General features: G+C 62.4%; 21 protein-coding genes. 11 read left to right on the top strand and 10 right to left on the bottom strand.

Annotated features, from left to right (window positions below; all coding sequences use genetic code 11):
- Positions 1-17: 17 nt before the first annotated feature.
- Both DGA31_RS12400 and DGA31_RS12395 read right to left on the bottom strand, forming a co-directional pair.
- Positions 18-755 carry a ribosomal protein L7/L12 gene (locus tag DGA31_RS12400; RefSeq protein WP_109512735.1) on the bottom strand — a complete coding sequence of 246 codons (738 nt, stop codon included), beginning with the start codon at positions 753-755 and terminating at the stop codon, positions 18-20.
- 40 nt (positions 756-795) lie between these two features.
- On the bottom strand, positions 796-1227 hold the full coding sequence (locus DGA31_RS12395) for a winged helix-turn-helix transcriptional regulator (RefSeq protein WP_056840348.1): 432 nt from the start codon (positions 1225-1227) through the stop codon (positions 796-798).
- Between the two features lie 96 nt (positions 1228-1323).
- On the opposite strand from DGA31_RS12395, the gene DGA31_RS12390 reads away from it, so the two are divergent.
- Positions 1324-2298, top strand: a complete 975-nt coding sequence (locus DGA31_RS12390) for an aromatic alcohol reductase (protein ID WP_109512734.1) — start codon at positions 1324-1326, stop codon at positions 2296-2298.
- Here DGA31_RS12390 and DGA31_RS12385 read toward each other — a convergent pair.
- Positions 2290-3714, bottom strand: coding sequence for an MFS transporter (locus tag DGA31_RS12385; protein WP_109512733.1), 1425 nt, complete (start codon positions 3712-3714; stop codon positions 2290-2292). The genes DGA31_RS12390 and DGA31_RS12385 overlap by 9 nt on opposite strands.
- A 110-nt stretch (positions 3715-3824) precedes the next feature.
- On the opposite strand from DGA31_RS12385, the gene soxR reads away from it, so the two are divergent.
- The 6 genes from soxR to DGA31_RS12355 all read left to right on the top strand — a co-directional run bounded on the left by soxR (position 3825) and on the right by DGA31_RS12355 (position 7130).
- Complete coding sequence (soxR, locus tag DGA31_RS12380) at positions 3825-4289, top strand: redox-sensitive transcriptional activator SoxR (RefSeq protein WP_109512818.1); 465 nt, start codon at positions 3825-3827, stop codon at positions 4287-4289.
- Between the two features lie 67 nt (positions 4290-4356).
- Positions 4357-4791, top strand: a complete 435-nt coding sequence (locus tag DGA31_RS12375; protein WP_109512732.1) for a YeeE/YedE family protein — start codon at positions 4357-4359, stop codon at positions 4789-4791.
- Between the two features lie 2 nt (positions 4792-4793).
- A complete protein-coding gene (locus DGA31_RS12370; protein ID WP_109512731.1) occupies positions 4794-5213 on the top strand; it encodes a DUF6691 family protein in 420 nt (139 codons plus the stop codon).
- Between the two features lie 111 nt (positions 5214-5324).
- Positions 5325-5786 (top strand): GNAT family N-acetyltransferase, encoded by a 462-nt coding sequence (locus DGA31_RS12365; RefSeq protein ID WP_109512730.1) that lies wholly within the window; start codon positions 5325-5327, stop codon positions 5784-5786.
- A gap of 147 nt (positions 5787-5933) precedes the next feature.
- Complete coding sequence (locus DGA31_RS29610; RefSeq protein ID WP_152035027.1) at positions 5934-6215, top strand: hypothetical protein; 282 nt, start codon at positions 5934-5936, stop codon at positions 6213-6215.
- A 108-nt stretch (positions 6216-6323) separates the two neighbouring features.
- Positions 6324-7130 (top strand): DUF6630 family protein, encoded by an 807-nt coding sequence (locus DGA31_RS12355; RefSeq protein ID WP_109512728.1) that lies wholly within the window; start codon positions 6324-6326, stop codon positions 7128-7130.
- A gap of 24 nt (positions 7131-7154) precedes the next feature.
- Here the strand turns inward: DGA31_RS12355 and DGA31_RS12350 are convergent, their stop codons facing one another.
- From DGA31_RS12350 to DGA31_RS12340, 3 genes are all read right to left on the bottom strand, one after another.
- Positions 7155-7532, bottom strand: coding sequence for a hypothetical protein (locus tag DGA31_RS12350; protein WP_109512727.1), 378 nt, complete (start codon positions 7530-7532; stop codon positions 7155-7157).
- Between the two features lie 76 nt (positions 7533-7608).
- The gene (locus DGA31_RS12345) at positions 7609-7914 is read right to left on the bottom strand and encodes a hypothetical protein (RefSeq protein WP_109512726.1); all 306 of its coding nucleotides are present in this window, start codon (positions 7912-7914) and stop codon (positions 7609-7611) included.
- Between the two features lie 41 nt (positions 7915-7955).
- A complete protein-coding gene (locus DGA31_RS12340) occupies positions 7956-8561 on the bottom strand; it encodes a hypothetical protein (protein WP_109512725.1) in 606 nt (201 codons plus the stop codon).
- A 239-nt stretch (positions 8562-8800) separates the two neighbouring features.
- Here DGA31_RS12340 and DGA31_RS12335 point away from each other — a divergent pair, with 239 nt between their 5' ends.
- Positions 8801-9565 carry a hypothetical protein gene (locus DGA31_RS12335; protein ID WP_109512724.1) on the top strand — a complete coding sequence of 255 codons (765 nt, stop codon included), beginning with the start codon at positions 8801-8803 and terminating at the stop codon, positions 9563-9565.
- Between the two features lie 131 nt (positions 9566-9696).
- Here DGA31_RS12335 and DGA31_RS12330 read toward each other — a convergent pair whose 3' ends face one another.
- Together DGA31_RS12330 and DGA31_RS12325 are read right to left on the bottom strand one after the other, a co-directional pair.
- Positions 9697-10698: an NAD(P)H-quinone oxidoreductase gene (locus tag DGA31_RS12330; protein ID WP_109512723.1), complete on the bottom strand. Its 1002-nt coding sequence runs from the start codon at positions 10696-10698 to the stop codon at positions 9697-9699.
- Positions 10699-10730: 32 nt separating this feature from the next.
- Positions 10731-12167, bottom strand: a complete 1437-nt coding sequence (locus DGA31_RS12325; RefSeq protein ID WP_109512722.1) for an NAD-dependent succinate-semialdehyde dehydrogenase — start codon at positions 12165-12167, stop codon at positions 10731-10733.
- A 229-nt stretch (positions 12168-12396) separates the two neighbouring features.
- Here DGA31_RS12325 and DGA31_RS12320 point away from each other — a divergent pair, with 229 nt between their 5' ends.
- Positions 12397-13323, top strand: a complete 927-nt coding sequence (locus tag DGA31_RS12320) for a LysR family transcriptional regulator (protein ID WP_056840333.1) — start codon at positions 12397-12399, stop codon at positions 13321-13323.
- Positions 13324-13497: 174 nt separating this feature from the next.
- Here the strand turns inward: DGA31_RS12320 and DGA31_RS12315 are convergent, their stop codons facing one another.
- Positions 13498-14001: a hypothetical protein gene (locus tag DGA31_RS12315; protein WP_241509575.1), complete on the bottom strand. Its 504-nt coding sequence runs from the start codon at positions 13999-14001 to the stop codon at positions 13498-13500.
- 178 nt (positions 14002-14179) lie between these two features.
- Between DGA31_RS12315 and DGA31_RS12310 the strand changes: the two genes are divergently transcribed.
- On the top strand, positions 14180-15229 hold the full coding sequence (locus DGA31_RS12310) for a hypothetical protein (RefSeq protein ID WP_109512720.1): 1050 nt from the start codon (positions 14180-14182) through the stop codon (positions 15227-15229).
- A 73-nt stretch (positions 15230-15302) separates the two neighbouring features.
- Entirely contained in the window at positions 15303-16229 is a 927-nt protein-coding gene (locus DGA31_RS12305; RefSeq protein WP_109512719.1) for a LysR family transcriptional regulator, read from the top strand.
- Here DGA31_RS12305 and DGA31_RS12300 read toward each other — a convergent pair.
- Complete coding sequence (locus DGA31_RS12300; RefSeq protein ID WP_109512718.1) at positions 16222-16728, bottom strand: DMT family transporter; 507 nt, start codon at positions 16726-16728, stop codon at positions 16222-16224. The two genes, DGA31_RS12305 and DGA31_RS12300, sit on opposite strands and share 8 nt — an antisense overlap.
- Between the last annotated feature and the right edge of the window lie 3 nt (positions 16729-16731).

Here is a 16731-nt window from a genome sequence, read left to right as displayed (position 1 = left end):
GGCAGCGCATCCATGCCTCAACGCCCTGGCGATCGCGCAGGCCGAAACGCCACTGTTGCGCCCAGTGCTTCAAGTTTGGCAATCAAGTGGTGCAGTGAGCGCCTCACGCCACAGGCCACCTGAAATTCAGGCGCTTCGACCAGGGCCAGCGCGTCTTTCAACGCCAGCCCGCGGCACTGGCTGACGAGCTGCACGACCTTGAGCTTGTGAGGGCCCAAGGCGGTCACGATCAAGTCGCCGCTCGTAAAGTCGTCCGGGTCGCACGGCACGTCATCAGTCGGCAGTTCTTCCTCAAGCTCGGCCTGCTCGACGCGTGCGTCGAATATCTCGCGCCAGTATTCATTCACAGAACCGGTCGCGGTGCGCACCCGGCGCTCGGATTCAAGGTCATCGTCTGTCACCTCGGCCAGGGCCTGCAGCAGGCGCCCGAACGTTGTCAGGTCCGGCGCAATCTGCAGCGCGTCCCAGCGTCCGGCCCCATGCGGCGCGGTGTACACCGGATAACCGCTGTCGGCCTCGCCTGCGGCAATGAACAGCGGATCGTCCAGCCCGCTCAGGGCAATGACATACCATTGCGGATGCCACCCGCCATCGGCCTCGGACACCAGGCTCTCGCCGGTCAGGCCTTGGGTGCGAAAGCCCGATTGAAACGCCTCGAAGCGATCAGGCGTTGCATAGTGCATGGGCAAGAGCAGGTCGCCCACCACCGTGCCCTGGGCCAGGAACGTGTGAAGGGCTTCGGGAAATGGCTTCATGGGCGGCAGGTCCTTGCGTGGGGTGAGGTACAGAGGGCGTTCATGACACTGGCGTTTGCCATGCCGGTTTTTTGTCCTCCTGACTGTCGAACGTGCGACGCGCCTTACGGAAGTCCTCGACGTTTTCAACCACCCAGATCCAGATGGGCGACATGCGGATCAGCAATTCCATGCCCAGCGGTGTCAGTTCGTACTCCACGCGCGGTGGAACCTCACCAAACTCTTGCCGAAGCACCAGGCCATCACGCTCCAGAGCACGTAGCGTCTTGGTCAACATGCGCTGGGTCACCCCCGTCATCTGCCGTTTTATCTCGGCATGGCGCATTTTGCCGTACACCCCCAAGGCATGCAGGATGCCAAATGACCAGCGGCTGCCGGCATGCGTAAGGACTTCGCGCCTGACCCCGTCATCCTCTTCCCTGAGCGTCTGGCAGATGGCCTGTGCCTGGTCAAGCACCCCATGATCGATCATTGCTCCCCCTGGTATCACCGGTGTGCCTTCTTCTGAGCGCTGCGCAAGTGTGCAAGCATTTGCGCATCTTACAGACAACAGGTTTCAGGAGCAGTCATGACCGAAGTCACCCCGCTTTCCCCCCAATCCATTCTCGTTCTGGGGGCCGGCGAGCTTGGCCTGCCGGTGCTGCGCAATCTTGCGCGGGTGTCGAAGCGCTCGCCCGGCTCCAGCATCGGCGTCCTGCTCAGGGAATCGACAATCCACACGCAGGTGCCTGAGAAAAAGGCAGAAATCGATGAGCTGCGCGGTCTGGGCATCCAGATGGTCGCTGCCGATCTGGTAAATGATTCAATCGAGCAACTGGCTGAAATCTTCGCACGCTTCGACACCGTCATCGGCTGCGCCGGCATGGTCGCCGGTCGGGAAACGCCGATGAAGCTGGCTACCGCAGCGCTCAAGTCCGGTGTGAAGCGCTATTTCCCATGGCAGTTTGGCGTTGACTACGACGAGATCGGCCGAGGCAGTCCCCAGGACCTGTTCGATGCCCAGCTTGATGTGCGCGAGTTGCTGCGTGCCCAGGACCAGACCGAATGGGTCATCATCTCGACGGGCATGTTCACCAGCTTCCTGTTCGAGCCTGTGTTCGAGGTCGTCGATCTTGAGCACGACGCGGTGAACGCCTTGGGCAGTCTTGACAACAGTGTGACGCTCACGACCCCTGACGACATCGGTACGCTGACCGCCGACATCGTGTTCTTCGAGCCGCATCTGCGCAATCAGATCGTCTACCTGGCCGGCGACACAGTGACGTACGGGCAGGTGGCGAGCCTCCTTGAGCGGGTGCTGGAACGTCCATTCAAGCGCAACGTATGGACCGTTGAACAGCTGATCCAGGCACTGGAAAAAGACCCTGCCAATCACATCAAAAAATACCGCGCCGTATTCGCTCAAGGCAGAGGCGTGGCGTGGCCCAAAGCGGCGACATTCAATGCGCAGCAGTCGATTGCGGTCACCACCGCCGAGCAGTGGGCCCGCACGCATCTGGCCGGTTATCTAGCACACCAGCAGGTCGCGCCCCAGTCACGCTGACGTCACCACGCGCTGGTTGATGACGCGCCATGCAATAAAGACGGCCAGCATCGGCGCCAGGGCAAAGAGGCCAAACAGCCAGGCCGCAGCATTGGCGACTCCCTCGGTGCCGCCCGGGTCGGTAAGGCCGGCCACGTTGGCCACCATGCCGGCCAGTGCTGCGCCGAGCGCAGTGGCGAACAGCTGTACGGTGGTGATGGACGCCGCTGCCAGGTTCTGCTCGCCGGCCGGCGCGACCTGAAACACCTGAGTCAGCAGGTGCGGCCATACCATGCCCACGCCTGAACCGATGGCCACCAGCGCCAGGCAGAGCGGGCCGAGGGCAAGCCCGTTACCGGTGCTTTCACGGGGTATCAACACGGCAAGCGTCAGCATGCCAGCCACACCCAGCAAGGGGCCCAGCAGCATCGCGTAGCGAACGTGCCTGGCGCTGACGCCTGCGCTGGCAATGGACCCCAACGTCCACCCGGCCGCCATCAGCGCGGCGAGATACCCGGCCATCAGAGGCGACTGCTGATGCAGCACCTGAAGAAAAAGCGGAACGAATATTTCACCGCTGGTGACGGCCACCGCCAGCAGCGACATCGTGGCATAGAGTGCGCCCAGCGCCGTTGTGCTGCGCAGGGCTCCGGTCGGCAGCAACCGCTGCCGGGCGCGGTTTTCTGTACCGATCAACAAGGCTGTCAGCAACCCGGCGACAGCCAGCCCGGTGAGATTCCAGTGCAGGGCAGCAGAGACGCTGCCGAACGAAACGGCAAGCACGGCCGCTGTCAGGAGCACGAGTTGGGCAAGCGGTAGCGGTGAGCGTTCGGCCTTGGTCGTGCCGCGCCTGGGCAGCACCACCACCGCCAGTCCGGCGAACAGCAAGGCGGCGGGTACCAGCGACCAGAACGCCGCGCGCCAGGCGCCAAGTTCGGCAAAGAGGCCGCCGACGGCCGGACCGACCAGGGTGGCCACGCCCCACATACCGGACACCAGCGCCATTGCCCGCGGCCATAACGCTTGATCGAACACCTGCCGGATCATGGCGTAGGAAAGCGCGAACAAAAAACCGCCGCCCAGACCCTGGACAAGACGGCCGCCGAGCATGACCGGCATGGACGGGGCCACTGCACACAGGAGCGTGCCGATGGTAAACACCAGCGTGGCGATGACGTACGCGCTGCGAGGCCCCGCCGTGGCCAGCAATTTTGCCGCCAGCGCCGAGCCGAGGATGGAGGCGGCGACGAACAGGGTGGTGTTCCAGGCATAGTAATCGAGGCCACCAATGTCCCTGACCACCGATGGCAGGATCGTGGTGGCGATATAGACATTAATCGCATGCAGCACAACGCCCCCAGCCAGCGCGAGTGAGCGTACGCCATTGCGGCCCGACAGCAAGGCAGCCCAGCCCGATGCAACGTGATGCTTATCCATGTGTATTCCTTTCCAGGTGTCACCGCATGCGGCAAATGAAGCCTTGCCAAGGCAAGGTGACACTCCTTATAAAACCTCATGTATAGATGAGGTCAACAGGGGAATCCTTCATGATCGATGTGAGCGTCGCGCTTTCGGTCGGGCAACTGGCGCGCCGATGCGGGGTGACGGTTGCGACCGTGCACTTCTATGAAGCCAAAGGCCTGATCCAGGGGCAGCGCAACGCCGGCAACCAGCGGCGTTACCCTCGCGATACACTGCGCCGGATTGCGATCATCAAGATTGCCAAGCGCGCAGGCGTTCCCCTGTCGGCGATAAAGGACGCGCTGGACGGGCTTCCCCCCGGGCGAGCGCTGACAGCCAGGGACTGGGCTCACCTCTCCAGGCAGTGGCGAGACATGCTTACCGAGCGCATCGACAGCCTGACCCGGTTACGCGATCAAATCGATGGCTGCATCGGCTGTGGCTGCCTCTCCATGGATGACTGTCCGCTGCGCAATCCGGGTGATCATTTGCGCGAGCAGGGAGAAGGCGCGGTGCTACTCGAACAGTCCTCATTGCAGGCGCTGGAATGAGTCGACGCCCATTGCATCCAATAACATCAGCCTCCTTTAGCCGCCTCTGTGTGGCGGAGATAGAAAAATGAGCATTGACTGGATCAGCTTCACGCCGTGGACTTCGTTGTTCGGAGGGGCTCTGATAGGGCTGGCCGTCAGCGTGTTCGTTCTGGCCAATGGCCGAATCGCTGGCATCAGCGGCTTGCTGGCCGGCGTGCTGCAGCCTGGCAGTGAGGGCTGGAGCGAGAAGGCCCTGTTTCTGCTTGGCCTGCTGGTTGCGCCAGTGTTGTGGGGCGTGTTCACCGTCTTGCCGGTGATAGAGATTGATGCACAGTGGCCAGCCCTTATCGTGGCGGGCCTGCTGGTCGGCGTGGGCACCCGTTACGCTTCGGGCTGCACCAGTGGTCACGGCGTGTGCGGGATTTCCCGATTGTCGCCTCGCTCCATCGTGGCGACGCTGTGCTTCATGGCCAGCGGATTTGCCACGGTGTACGCCAGCCGCCACGTACTGGGCGCTTGAAGATGATCAGGTTGACCTCATTTGTTGCGGGCGTGCTATTTGGCCTGGGCCTGCTGTTGGCCGGCATGGCGAATCCGGCCAAGGTGCTGGCTTTTCTGGACATTGGCGGAGCCTGGGATCCGTCGCTTGCGCTCGTGATGGCCGGCGCCATTGCCGTGGCGGTCATTCCGCTGAACTGGGCGCGCACGCACAAGCAGTCTTTGCTGGGCGCCCGGATGCAGCTACCCGTGAAGCGCGAACTGGACGCCCGCCTGATCGGTGGCAGCCTGGTATTCGGTGTCGGGTGGGGCGTGGCAGGCATCTGCCCCGGCCCCGCGATTGCCATTGTGCTTACCGGGCACTGGCAGGCAGGTGTATTCCTGTTGGCCTTGCTGGCGGGTATGTATGTGTTTTCTGCTCTGGAAGGCCGGCGCGTTACGTGATCAGGTAAAGGCGTGCCTCGAAACACGCCGGGTGGTTTCCATTCAATGATCTGTGGCCATTGCTCCTTTATGGCTTGATGAACCTTTGCATCGAACACTGAGGTTTTGCGCATGGCATGTCAGGTTCGGCCCGCCACAGGCGAAGACACGGCAGCGATCAGCCGTGTAGTGATCGCGGCCCTTCATGAATCAAATTCGCAGGATTATGCACCTGACGTTATCGCTCGGGTCGAGCGCAGCTTCAGCCCTGAAGCCATCAGCGCGTTGCTCGATAAACGTCAGGTTTTCGTCGCCGTGTCAGGGTCATTGATTGCCGGCACGGCAAGCCTCGACGGTGATGTGGTCAGAAGCGTTTTCGTTGACCCTGCCTATCAGGGGGCAGGGGTCGGTCGGCAGTTGATGAATGTCATTCATGCGGCTGCTGCCAGTGCCGGAGTTGGCACTTTACGTGTACCGTCCTCGATGACGGCGCAGGCATTCTATGCGGCACTGGGCTATCGGAAAATCCACGACGCGTTTTATGGCGCTGAGCGGACGATCATTATGGAAAAACAGCTGGGGCGTCAGTGCTGACGTGTCTGTTCAGGCGGCAGCCCCTGCACATGTCGAGGATGCAGGGTATTTCAGGCCAAAAAGAACCACAGGTGCAAGGGCCACTGCGTCGAACAGGATAAGCCCCTTGAATTCACCACTCTCGCTACCCTCAGAGCAGGTCACACCATGAGCCTTTACGTCATGCAATCCTGCCCCCGCTGCAGTTCTGCCCAATACGTCAGGCCAAAGCAAATGCTCATAGGCGCAGCAAGCCCGAAAAAGCGCTTCAACGGCGAAGAAAGAGCAGGCTATCAACGCCTCGATCAGCTGGCTGTTGATGAATGCAAGCCTGACCTTATGAACGCGCCGCCACTGGAGCAGTTTGTCGATGGCTTTTATTGCGATCAATGCGGGGTGGGTTTTGTGGCAAGCGAAATAGTACAAGATGCCGCACCCTCATCGCTCTGAAAACGGTGGTTCAAACGGCAGGTTGAAACGGCCAGCCATCAAGCTGGATATGAGCTATCTCGCCCTTGGCAGCCTTACTCACTCATCACCCATGCGGCTCACACCCTTATGACTTCTATCGACCCGTTGTCGCTCCAGCGCATCACCACCGCTCACGGCACGCCCGAGGGCGCGGCGTATTTCGATGCCGAAGAAAGCATCGTCCATGATGTGTTCGCCGACCGCATTGCCTTCCAGACCCGCTTCATGGACAACCGCAGCTATGAGGTCAGCATCGCCGGGGGTGAGGTCTGTGTGCGCATGACGCGGCTGGATAACTACCGCCGTGGCCACAAGGCCCGGATGATCGATGACGACATGGATGAAGACGACTGGGAGGAACTGGCCACTTTGTGGCAGCGCTTGAGTCAGGATCTGGATCCTCAGCTGAAAATACCACCCCTGGATATAGCCGATGCGTTGGCCGACCTGTTCGATTGCCTGTTCGATGAGGACCGGGCGCAGGCGCTGGTTGAAAACCTGCCGGCCGCTGCATCGCAGACGGCGTGGAACCGGGCCTGGAATCAACTCGCCTCAGCGCTCACCGAGGCGGGTCAACTGGCTCATTTCGAATGGAAGGAGTGGGCGTCCGGTGGGGTCAGCGCCGTCAATGAGCTGGCACCGCTGCGGCTGGCAGGTCTCGAAATCCCCGTGCCGGATGCCAGGACAGTCAAGGCGGTCAACCAGGCCGAAGACTGGGGGCGTGCCTTGCTCCAGTACTTCAATACGCACCTGGAGTCCCATGATTTGAAGCTGCTGGCGCTGGGCACTCACTTTGATGAGTACCAGGCCTTTGCCTGCCTGCCCATGAACGGACTGGGGCTGGTCAATGCGCTGGAGATCATGGGCAGGCTGGGCATTGTCCATAAGTACTGAGATGAGCCGAGTCACAATCAGGCGTCAAGGACCGGCCATTGGGTAGTGTTTGATACGGCACTCATGGCTGTGGCCATCGCCTTTGCAAACACCATCCAGATAGCGATAGTCGATGCGCACAGACTGCCCCTTGCCTGGCCACTGTCGGCGTGGAAGGGTGCGTTGGTAATCGGTGGTTTCCGGGGTAAACGTGAGGGTCGCGCCTTGTGCCGGGCACTCCACCGTGGCCGATGCGGGGTTCACCTTCAAGACCTGGGCCTTGAGTTGCGGGTACGGCTGCTTTACCACCTCAGTGATGCGCAGCTCCATGCGGCAAATCTGCCAGGTCGAGGCCTGCACGGGGCCGCACAACAGGAAGAAGGGCAAGACCAGGAGCGCATGGCGCAGTGGATGACTGTTCATGATTGATCCTCATAGCCAGGCATTGTCAGACCTCGATTCACAAGATGGAATATTGCCGCGATGACACGCCTGGACCTCATTCCAGCAACGCATAAGCCTTATCCTGAAGCGCGATGCCGATCGCCTCGTACCACCGGGCTTCGACCTCGCCAACGACCTTATCGCTCACACTGAAGCTGCCATGAATATCGACAAAGGCCGAGGCCAGCGTCTTGGGGATCAGCTCATGGTCTTTATAGTGCGTTGTCAGAAAATCAATGGCCAGAAACAACGCCTCGACCTCTTGCTTGCACAGCGGTTGCCGGGTGCGGATTTTTACCGGGAGTGAGTGTTCTCCCAGCAGCCTGGCGTACACCAGATCAAGGGCTTGCTGGACGTTCATTGCGTTCTCTTGTCAGGTGTTATCAGGTTTTTACCAAGCGCTCAGCAATTGAAGACCGGTGCGTAGCGTTCCTCGCGTTTCTTGAAATGAACGGGCGCCATGGGGATTTTTTCACCGTTAACGAAGATATCTGGAAAAGTGAGGGTGAAGTCATCCATATCGCCCTGACCCAGTGCGGTGCCCTTGAACCCTTCGTGGAATTGCTTCCTAGGATCAAAGCCGGTCTTCAGTTGTTCAATGCTGACAGGATAGGTTTCCCCACTGGCGAGCGTCACCGTAACGATGGGAGAGGCCGCACTGACCCACAGTGGCGGATCGGTCTGTTTGTAAGCCGCTTGGCGTTGCTCGGGTGTATTGAGATTACGCAGCCGTGGAGGCGTGTAGAGGCGACCGAAAAGACGCAGTTCAGTGTCCGTGGAGCGCTGCTTGTCCGGCCAGCTCACCGCGCCCGGCGGTGCTGCATAGACCAGCACATGCACCCAGTTGAGTTCTTCTGATAGTGGCGCGTAGCTCATCGCGGCCTTGGGACCCGGACAGGTACGTGACAGCAGGGCGTTGGTGCCCACCGGTGAGTCCGGATGCAGATAGGGCCCGGTGCTGCATCCCGTCAGCAAGGCCAATGACACGGACAAGAGGTAAGGCTTCATGAGACCTCTGCGTTGGGTTGTTGTCGTTTCACTCATGTGTCCTGTGGGTCAATTCAGTGCAACTGACCGCGCAAACCCTCGCCAGTTCTTGGTAGAAGGGACGAATAGCATCAGGTCTCCACGACTGCTGAAGCAGGCGATCATCATGGCGTCAGGTTGAGGCAAGGCGTTCTCCACAAGGCAAACCTGCGCCAAAAGTATTAGGCTCACGGCTTTCTCTGGATGTGAAGTATCCCTGCATGACGGCCTTCTACCTCAAGTTGCTCATCACCCCCGCGCTTATGCTGGCCATCTCGCTGGCGGCCAGGCGCTGGGGCACTGCGGTCGGCGGGCTGCTCTCGGGGCTGCCCATCACCTCGGCGCTGGTCATGCTGTTTCTCAGCCTGGAGCAGGGCAGCGCCTTTGCCCTGATGGCCGTGCCGGGGGCATTGGCCGGGCTGGCGGCGATCCAGGCGACGTACCTGTTCTACTGGTGGGTGACGCGCCATGTGTCGGCGCTGCCCGGATGCCTGGCCGCCCTGGTGGTGTATGGTGCTGTGGCCTGGCTGATGAGCCGCCTGGGCGTACTGACCCTGTCGATCACTGTCGCGCTGCTGCTGGTGGGCTTGATCATCGTCTTCACCACCAGACAGGCGCGAACCCAGGCTGCAGCCTGCGTGCCGGTGCCGCGCTGGGTGATTCCGATGCGCATGGTCACGGCCACGTTGCTGCTGTTGGCGATCACCGCCAGCGCCACCTGGCTGGGCCCGGTGGTCAGCGGCCTGCTGGCGCCGATCCCGGTGATTGCCTGGCCGCTGGCGGTGTTCGCCCATGTGCAGGGCGGGCGGGGTGAGCTGACAGCGATCATCCGGGGCAATGCCATTGGCGCGGTGGGGGTGGTGGGGTTTTACCTGACGCTGCAGCATTGCATCGTGCAATGGGGCGCGTTGCTGTCGATTGCAGCGGCCGTGGTGCTGGCGGTGGTGGTCACGGCAATGCTGGCCAGGGTGTTGGCAAAGCGCTAGATGCCCAACCGGTGTGTCTGACCGGCACCAAAGCGGCACGCTGTCGCGCGGCAAACACCTGATATGTAGAAGGTGATCTTCGGCGCATTGTGCATATTGCGTGCAGCCTCTTTTTCAGACGTTGAGGGGGCTCAGACCAGGTCTGCAGGCGCCATTGTCAAAATGATCTTGCCGACGTTTTCTGCTGACTCCATCCGCCGATGAGCATCGGCGGCGCGTGACAGTGCAAAGGTGCTGTCCACGACCGGCGCAAGGCCTGTTGCTTCGTCGAAGCGTTCCAGCCAGTGCGCGCGAAAGCGCTGGATCATGGCGTGCTTTTCTGAGGGAGTACGCGATTTCATCACCGTGCCGATGATGCGCAGGTGGCGATAGAGGATATCTTGCAGCGCCACACTGACCTGGCCACCGCCGCCCAGGATACCGACCTGGATCAGTCGACCGCCGTAGGCCAGTGAGGCCAGGTTACGGGCGAAGTAGGGTTCGCCGACAAAGTCGATCACCACATCGACACCGCGCCCTTGGGTGTTCTCGGCGATCACTTCGGCAAAGTCCTGAGTCGTATAGTCAATGACGACGTTGGCGCCCAGGTGCTCGACCTGCGCCCGTTTCCGGCCTTGCGCCGTGGCGTACACCGTGGCGCCTGTAGCATGGGCCAGTTGCACGGCCGCCGATCCCACGCCGCCGGCGGCGGCATGGATCAGCACCGAGTCGCCAGGCTTGAGCTGCGCCAGGTGCATCATGGCCTCATGGGCCGTGACGAAGACCTCGGGAATGGCGGCAGCCTGCACGTAATCCAGCGACGCCGGAACGGGCATGGCCATGCGGTAGTCGATGCGCGCCTGCTCGGCGTAGGCGCCGCCGCCCACCAAGCCCATGACCCGGTCACCAACCTCGAACCCCGTCACTTCACCGCCTTTGGCGATCACCTCGCCGGCCATTTCCAGGCCCATGATCGTCGAATCACCAAAGTTCGGATGGCCGTAGCCGCCGGTTCGATGGGTCAGGTCGGCACGGTTCACGCCGGCGGCATGGACGCGCACCAGCAAGTCGGTCGGGCGCACTTCAGGCTCGGGCACATCCGCCAGTTGCAATACATCAGCAGCGCCGAAGGTCTTGAGGTCGATGGCTTTCATGGTCGTGTCTCTCCGATTCGGTAAATGGGTGTTCAAACCTGGCTGATGAATTTGTTCGTCAGATAGTGCTCGATGCCTTCGATACCGCCTTCCGAGCCATGGCCGCTTTCCTTGAGGCCGCCGAAGGGCAGTTCGGTGGCGACGATGCGGTACTGATTGATACCGATCATGCCGGCCTCCAGCCCGTCGGCCACGTCGATGGCGGTGCGGGCACTGGCGGTGAAGGCGTAGGCCGAAAGGCCATAGGGCAGGCGGTTGGCTTCCTGGAGGCCATCGTCCAGCGTGTCGAACGGCATCAGCACGGCAATGGGCCCGAAGGGTTCTTCGTGCATGATGCGGGCGGTCATGGGCACATCGGCCAGCACGGTCGGCTCGAAGAAAAAACCGTCACCGTCCAGGCACTTGCCTCCGGCCAGCACACGTGCGCCCTTGGCGACGGCGTCGGCGACCAGTGCCTGCATCTTGGCCAGTTGCCGGGGGTTGGCCAGTGGTCCGACCTGCGTGCCGGGCGCCAGGCCGTCGCCGATCTTCAAAGCCTGCGTGGCGGTCACGAAGTGATCGACAAAGGCGCGATAGGCGCCGCGCTGGATCAGAAACCGTGTGGACGAGATGCACACCTGGCCGGTGCCACGAAAGCGGTTGGCCACGCCTTCGACGGCGGCTTTTTCGATGTCGGCGTCTTCGAACACCAGCACCGGGCCATGCCCGCCCAGCTCCAGGGTGATGGGCTTGACACCCTCGGCCGCCCGGGCCGACAACAGCCGGCCGATGGGCACGGAGCCGGTAAAGGTCACCTTGCGAATGACAGGCGAGGCAATCAGGTGGCTGGACACCTGGTCCGGCACGCCGAACACCACCTGCAGTACGCCTTTGGGCAAGCCGGCATCATCCAGTGCGCGTGCCAGGGCCAGTGCGGTGGCGGGGCTTTCTTCACCTGGCTTGAGGATGACACTGCAGCCGGCCGCCAGGGCGGCCGAAAGCTTGCGGGCCGGGGTGATGGCCGGAAAGTTCCAGGGCGTGAAGGCCGCGACCGGGCCGATGGCCTGGCGTTTGACCATCTGCAGCACGCCGGGACGATTGGCCGGCACGATACGGCCATCGATGCGTCGGGCGCTTTCGGCAAACCATTCGAAGTACTCGGCAGCGCGGGTGACTTCATCCAGGCTTTCGCCCAGCGGCTTGCCTTCTTCCAGCGTCATCTGCCTGGCAATGTGAGGGGCGCGTTCCAGGATGAGCTCGGCCGCGCGCTTGAGCACCTTGGCGCGCTGGGCCGGTACGGTCTGGCGCCAGGTTGCAAAGCTGCGCTGCGCTACCTGGAGTGCATGATCAAGGTCGTCTGCGCCGGCCAGTGGCACGCGCCCCAGTTCACGGCCAGTGGCCGGGTTGACGACGGCGGCGGTGTCGCGCCCTTGGGCGGCGATCCATTTACCCTCGATAAAAAGATAAAGCGGGTCGTAAGCGGTATTCATGACACGGGCCCTCTGTGGGTTGGCAAGCGTTCGGCGCCTGGCTGGCGGCCTGTGCAATCCAGTTTATGGAGGACCGATCGTTTGATTTAGCCGCCCGCGAGGGAATCAGTGTTGTGGCGGGCGGTAATATCGAGTGCTGCGGGGAGGGTGTAGCATTCGTGGCCATGGTTGGATGGCACGCACGTCTTCAAGGGAATACAGATGCAATCAGGTCGGCAGGAAAGTCGCAATGGATAAGCTTTCGAACATGTCGGTGTATGTGAAAGTGGTCGAGATGGGCAGTTTCACGGCGGTGGCCAACCATCTGGACTCGACGGTCGGCAATGTCTCGCGTGCCGTCACCGCCCTTGAAAGTGCACTGGACACGCGCCTGTTGCAGCGCTCGACCCGGCGCCTGTCGGTCACCGATGCCGGCCGGCGCTTTTATGAGCGGTGCACGAAAATCCTGGCCGATCTGGAGCAGGCCGAAGCCGAGGCCAGCAATGCCGCCCTGCAGCCCAGGGGCACATTGCGGGTGCATTGTGTGCCAGGGCTGGCGCGGCAACTGGTGACCCGGGCGGTGCTTGATTATCGCAGTCAGTTTCCGGACGTCACCGTGGACCTGTTGCTGTCCCAGCGCATGCCCAACCTGTTGGAAGACCAACTGGATGTGTCGATCCTGATTGCCCGGACGCTGCCGGATTCGGCCTGTGTCAGCCAGAAAATCGGCGTCAGCCATTGCGTGCTGGTGGCATCCCCGGCGTATCTGGCGCGCCATGCGGCCCCGGCGACGCCTGATGAACTGGGCGATCATCAATGCCTGTTACTGAGCACCGTGGACTATGGGCGTGATGAGTGGCAACTCAAGAGCCGGGCCGGTGAGGCGACGTTTGTCCACGCAGGGCCCGGTTTCAGTGTCAATGACATGGACGCTATGGCCGTGGCGGTTCGAGAAGGGGCGGGTATCGGCTTGCTGGCCGGCTTCAGTGCCATCGAAGACTTGCGCTCGGGGGCGCTGGTGCGGGTGTTGCCTGAATACCACACGCATGAGCGCAACGTGTACGCCGTCTACACGTCACGGCAGTTTGTCGATGCCAAGATCACGCGCTTTATCGAGACGCTGAAGTTGCAGGTGGGCACGCGGTTGGCCGAGATTGTCCAGCAACTCATTCCTTAGTGTTCTGTTGTATCGGCGCCTCCGCTTGCCGGAATGCCGGACCACCGCGATCGGCTGCGGCAGCAGTCGTGAAAATAGTGGCCTCACCATCGCAAGAAGGTCCTTGCGGACCTTGTCGCCGGCAAGCGGGCTCCTACCGGGCCACCTGTGTGCTGCGCGACAGCGCACAGGTGGCTATCGGTCCTGCTGCGACATCACCGCAGAGCGCACCGGCAGGTGGGCATATTCCGGGTTCTTTTTCAGCAGGCGGCGCACGCTCTGTTGCTGTCGGTCTTCCACGCACACGCCAATGCTCGGCGCCGGTACGTCGCAGCTGAACAGCGCCAGCAAGCCACAGTTCTTCACGCCATACACCGCATCGGGGTGTACCAGCGACGAGCAGCCGTAGGTCATTTCACCGAGGTAGTTGATGGCGCCCTGTTGCACGGTAAAGCGCAGGGGTCTGGAGTAGGGGCCCATTACACCGCGCCGCGAGCCCAGGCTATGGACTTCGTAGTGGCCCGGCGGCAGCCAGGCGGTGTAGTAGTTCTGCGCGCCCCAGCCCACGCTTTTGCCGGTGTCGAGGTTGAGAAACTCGATCCAGGTGCCGTAGGGGCCGCCTTCGGCCAGGGCGCCGGTTACCAGGCCTGCGTTGTCGGCCGAGTAGACGGAAGAGTCCAGCCTGACTTCATCGGGCATCGTGGCGCAGCCCCCTATCATCCCTAAAAGCCCTATGGCCAGAAGTTGTCGCATCAATTGACCCCCTTGTCTGGAACCTCGTCGCCTTGCGCAGGTCCAGTGCACCTGGACAATGGCGAGGTCGTTGGAACACTCCGAATGGCATCGTCGCGCGTATCAATTCTTTCAAGGACGACTCATGGTCACCTTCGACTCCCGTTTTCTGCATTCATTCGCCCTGCTGGTGGGCAGCGCCGTCTTGCTCGGTGGTTGCAGTTTCAACGGCACCTATCCCGATGCCACCGAGGCCGACGCGGCCAGGCTGCGCTTCATCAGCGGCATGGACAACGTCACGATGGATGTGTTCGATGCGGCCCATTGCGGCGGGCAGACCACCGGGTTGATGAATAACCTGTTCTCGGCCGACACCCGGCGCCGCGCCGGCATGAGCATTGCGCCGTCCAGCGACGACGAACCCTACCTGGAAATTCGCCTCAAGCCCGGCAACGAAGTACTGCTGCGGCCCAACACGCTCAGCACCGGCAGCGTGTGCACCAACGCGTTCAACTTCGTGCCGCAGGCCAATGCCGAATACGAGCTGACCTTTTCCTGGCGCGACCGTCAGTGCGTGTCGTCGCTGATGCGTCTGCATGCGCTGAACGGTGAGGTAGTGCGCTCGCCGGTGCCGCTGTTGAACAACGGCCTGCCCAGCTGTGCCGGGAGCAACCCGGTCTTCCCGGCGGCGCCCACGCTGCTGCCCGATACCCCGGAACGCACAGCCATGATCGCGCAGATCATCGACGACAGCGTGACCGAACAGATGAAGGCCGAGCTGGCCGTCGGCAGCGAAGCGGACCGTACGCGGCTGATCGAGAAAAGCCTCAAGGAACGTCAGCAGAAGATCACCTTCACCTTGCCGCCGGCCTACTGGACCGAGTACCGGCAGAACCTGCAGGCCTATACCCAGGACGTGATGGCCAGCAAGGCGCGTGCCCTGCAACTGTACAAGGACGACTACCGCACGCGCCTGCGCCAGCTTGATGACGCCGAGCTCAAGCGCCTGCTGCCTGACAGCGACAGTGCCGATGAAGGCCGGATCCTTGAAGTCAACAGCGCCAGGACCCAGTACTACCGTGCGCTCACCCAGGATGTGTTCAAGCAGGGCTACAGCGATCATCTGTCGCGCATGGCCGACCTGGATAGACGCTACGGGGTGTGCGAGCGCCTGGTCGATTGCTGGAAGAACTGACCGCTTGCCGGCGTGGCGTTTTCATCCTCTAATCGAATGAAATTCCCGCACCAGCCCCGAGGTTATTCGCTGCATGGATGAACTGCGCAAGATCGACCTCAACCTGCTGCTGGCCCTGCATGCGCTGCTGACCGAGCGCCACGTCACCCGTGCCGCGCAACGCCTGCACCGCAGCCAGCCGGCGGTCAGCCATGCGCTGGCGCAGTTGCGTGCGCACTTCAACGACCCGTTGCTGATTCGCCAGCATGGCCAGATGGCGCTGACTTCACGGGCGCAGGCGCTGGCCCGGCCGCTGCAGGAGGCCCTTGGCAGCCTCAACGGTTTGCTGGCGGCGGCCGATTTCGATCCGGCGCTGGCGCAGCGTCGTTTTCGGCTGTCGTTGTCCGACTATGCGTCGCGGCTGGTCCTGCCGCGGCTGGTCGGGCATTTGCGGCAGGTGGCGCCGGGCATTCATCTAGCGATCAGCCAGGCCAGCCGCGAGACCGTGCTGGCGCAGTTGCTCGACGGTGAACTGGACCTGGCGCTGGGGCTGTTCCCGGCGGTGGCTGACGATGTGCGGGTGCAGGATCTGTTCGAGGAGCGTTTCGTCAGCCTGGCCGACAAGCGAGTGTTGCCGCGCAGGGGTGGCCTGGCACTGGACGACTGGCTGGCGCGACCGCATGTGATGCTGGCCATGCGGCCCGATGCACAGGACGAGGTCGAACGGGCGCTGGCAGCCAAGGGGCTGCAACGCGAGATCGTGCTGGTGATGCCGCACTGGAGCGCGGCGGTCGAGGTGCTGCCCGGCACCGACCTGATCCTCACGGTGGCGCGCCGCGCCATCGGTTCGCTCAAGGCCTACAAGGGCTTGCGTGAGTTCAAGCCGCCGCTGGCGCTGGCGCCGTTTGCCTATCAACAGGCCTGGCATCGGCGCAAGGACAGCGACCCCGGCCACCGCTGGTTGCGCGAGGCAATTCTGGCGTGCAGCCAGCCGACAGGTCGGGCCGAGTCCGCTACTTGACGGTCTGCGCCGGGTTATCGCGGATGGCCGCGCCGGGCGTGTATTGCACCAGCAGCACCCCGCCCAGAATCAGTACGATGCCGGCCAGCCGGGGCAGACTGAGAGGTTTTTCGGTCAGGCCCATCCAGCCGAAGTGGTCGATGATCACCGACACCAGAATCTGCCCGGCCACCACCAGCACCAGAAAGCCCGCCGCGCCCAGCTTGGGGATCAACGCCGCGGCCGAGCCGACATAAAACGCCCCCAGCACGCCGCCGATCCAGAACCACCACGAACCCTGCAACGCCCGGTTGATGTCCGGTGCAGAAATGCGCAGCACCAGCAGCAGGGCGATGATCACGATCGTGCTGAGGGTCAGCGAGGTCAGCGCCGCCCATAGCGGATGCCCCAAGGCCCGCCCGACCGCCGCGTTGCTGGCGGCCTGGAACGGAATCACCGCCCCGGCCATGAAGGCCATGGCCGTGGGCATCAGTGTGAGAAGTACGGTTTTGCTGAACATGGT

It is taken from the genome of Pseudomonas ovata, assembly GCF_003131185.1.
Lineage (GTDB): Bacteria > Pseudomonadota > Gammaproteobacteria > Pseudomonadales > Pseudomonadaceae > Aquipseudomonas > Aquipseudomonas ovata.
This window is presented reverse-complemented; position numbering and strand designations above follow the sequence as displayed.

Excerpts from the sequence above, each read along its gene's own strand:
- DGA31_RS12395 (WP_056840348.1), bottom strand. The coding sequence starts at position 1,227 with ATGATCGATCATGGGGTGCTTGACCAGGCACAGGCCATCTGCCAGACG.
- DGA31_RS12390 (WP_109512734.1), top strand. The coding sequence starts at position 1,324 with ATGACCGAAGTCACCCCGCTTTCCCCCCAATCCATTCTCGTTCTGGGG.
- DGA31_RS12365 (WP_109512730.1), top strand. The coding sequence starts at position 5,325 with ATGGCATGTCAGGTTCGGCCCGCCACAGGCGAAGACACGGCAGCGATC.
- DGA31_RS12350 (WP_109512727.1), bottom strand. The coding sequence starts at position 7,532 with ATGAACAGTCATCCACTGCGCCATGCGCTCCTGGTCTTGCCCTTCTTC.
- DGA31_RS12320 (WP_056840333.1), top strand. The coding sequence starts at position 12,397 with ATGGATAAGCTTTCGAACATGTCGGTGTATGTGAAAGTGGTCGAGATG.
- DGA31_RS12335 (WP_109512724.1), top strand. The coding sequence starts at position 8,801 with ATGACGGCCTTCTACCTCAAGTTGCTCATCACCCCCGCGCTTATGCTG.
- soxR (WP_109512818.1), top strand. The coding sequence starts at position 3,825 with ATGATCGATGTGAGCGTCGCGCTTTCGGTCGGGCAACTGGCGCGCCGA.
- DGA31_RS12385 (WP_109512733.1), bottom strand. The coding sequence starts at position 3,714 with ATGGATAAGCATCACGTTGCATCGGGCTGGGCTGCCTTGCTGTCGGGC.
- DGA31_RS12345 (WP_109512726.1), bottom strand. The coding sequence starts at position 7,914 with ATGAACGTCCAGCAAGCCCTTGATCTGGTGTACGCCAGGCTGCTGGGA.
- DGA31_RS12375 (WP_109512732.1), top strand. The coding sequence starts at position 4,357 with ATGAGCATTGACTGGATCAGCTTCACGCCGTGGACTTCGTTGTTCGGA.
- DGA31_RS12340 (WP_109512725.1), bottom strand. The coding sequence starts at position 8,561 with ATGAAGCCTTACCTCTTGTCCGTGTCATTGGCCTTGCTGACGGGATGC.
- DGA31_RS12305 (WP_109512719.1), top strand. The coding sequence starts at position 15,303 with ATGGATGAACTGCGCAAGATCGACCTCAACCTGCTGCTGGCCCTGCAT.
- DGA31_RS12400 (WP_109512735.1), bottom strand. The coding sequence starts at position 755 with ATGAAGCCATTTCCCGAAGCCCTTCACACGTTCCTGGCCCAGGGCACG.
- DGA31_RS29610 (WP_152035027.1), top strand. The coding sequence starts at position 5,934 with ATGAGCCTTTACGTCATGCAATCCTGCCCCCGCTGCAGTTCTGCCCAA.
- DGA31_RS12300 (WP_109512718.1), bottom strand. The coding sequence starts at position 16,728 with ATGTTCAGCAAAACCGTACTTCTCACACTGATGCCCACGGCCATGGCC.
- DGA31_RS12310 (WP_109512720.1), top strand. The coding sequence starts at position 14,180 with ATGGTCACCTTCGACTCCCGTTTTCTGCATTCATTCGCCCTGCTGGTG.
- DGA31_RS12315 (WP_241509575.1), bottom strand. The coding sequence starts at position 14,001 with ATGCCCGATGAAGTCAGGCTGGACTCTTCCGTCTACTCGGCCGACAAC.
- DGA31_RS12370 (WP_109512731.1), top strand. The coding sequence starts at position 4,794 with ATGATCAGGTTGACCTCATTTGTTGCGGGCGTGCTATTTGGCCTGGGC.
- DGA31_RS12330 (WP_109512723.1), bottom strand. The coding sequence starts at position 10,698 with ATGAAAGCCATCGACCTCAAGACCTTCGGCGCTGCTGATGTATTGCAA.
- DGA31_RS12325 (WP_109512722.1), bottom strand. The coding sequence starts at position 12,167 with ATGAATACCGCTTACGACCCGCTTTATCTTTTTATCGAGGGTAAATGG.
- DGA31_RS12355 (WP_109512728.1), top strand. The coding sequence starts at position 6,324 with ATGACTTCTATCGACCCGTTGTCGCTCCAGCGCATCACCACCGCTCAC.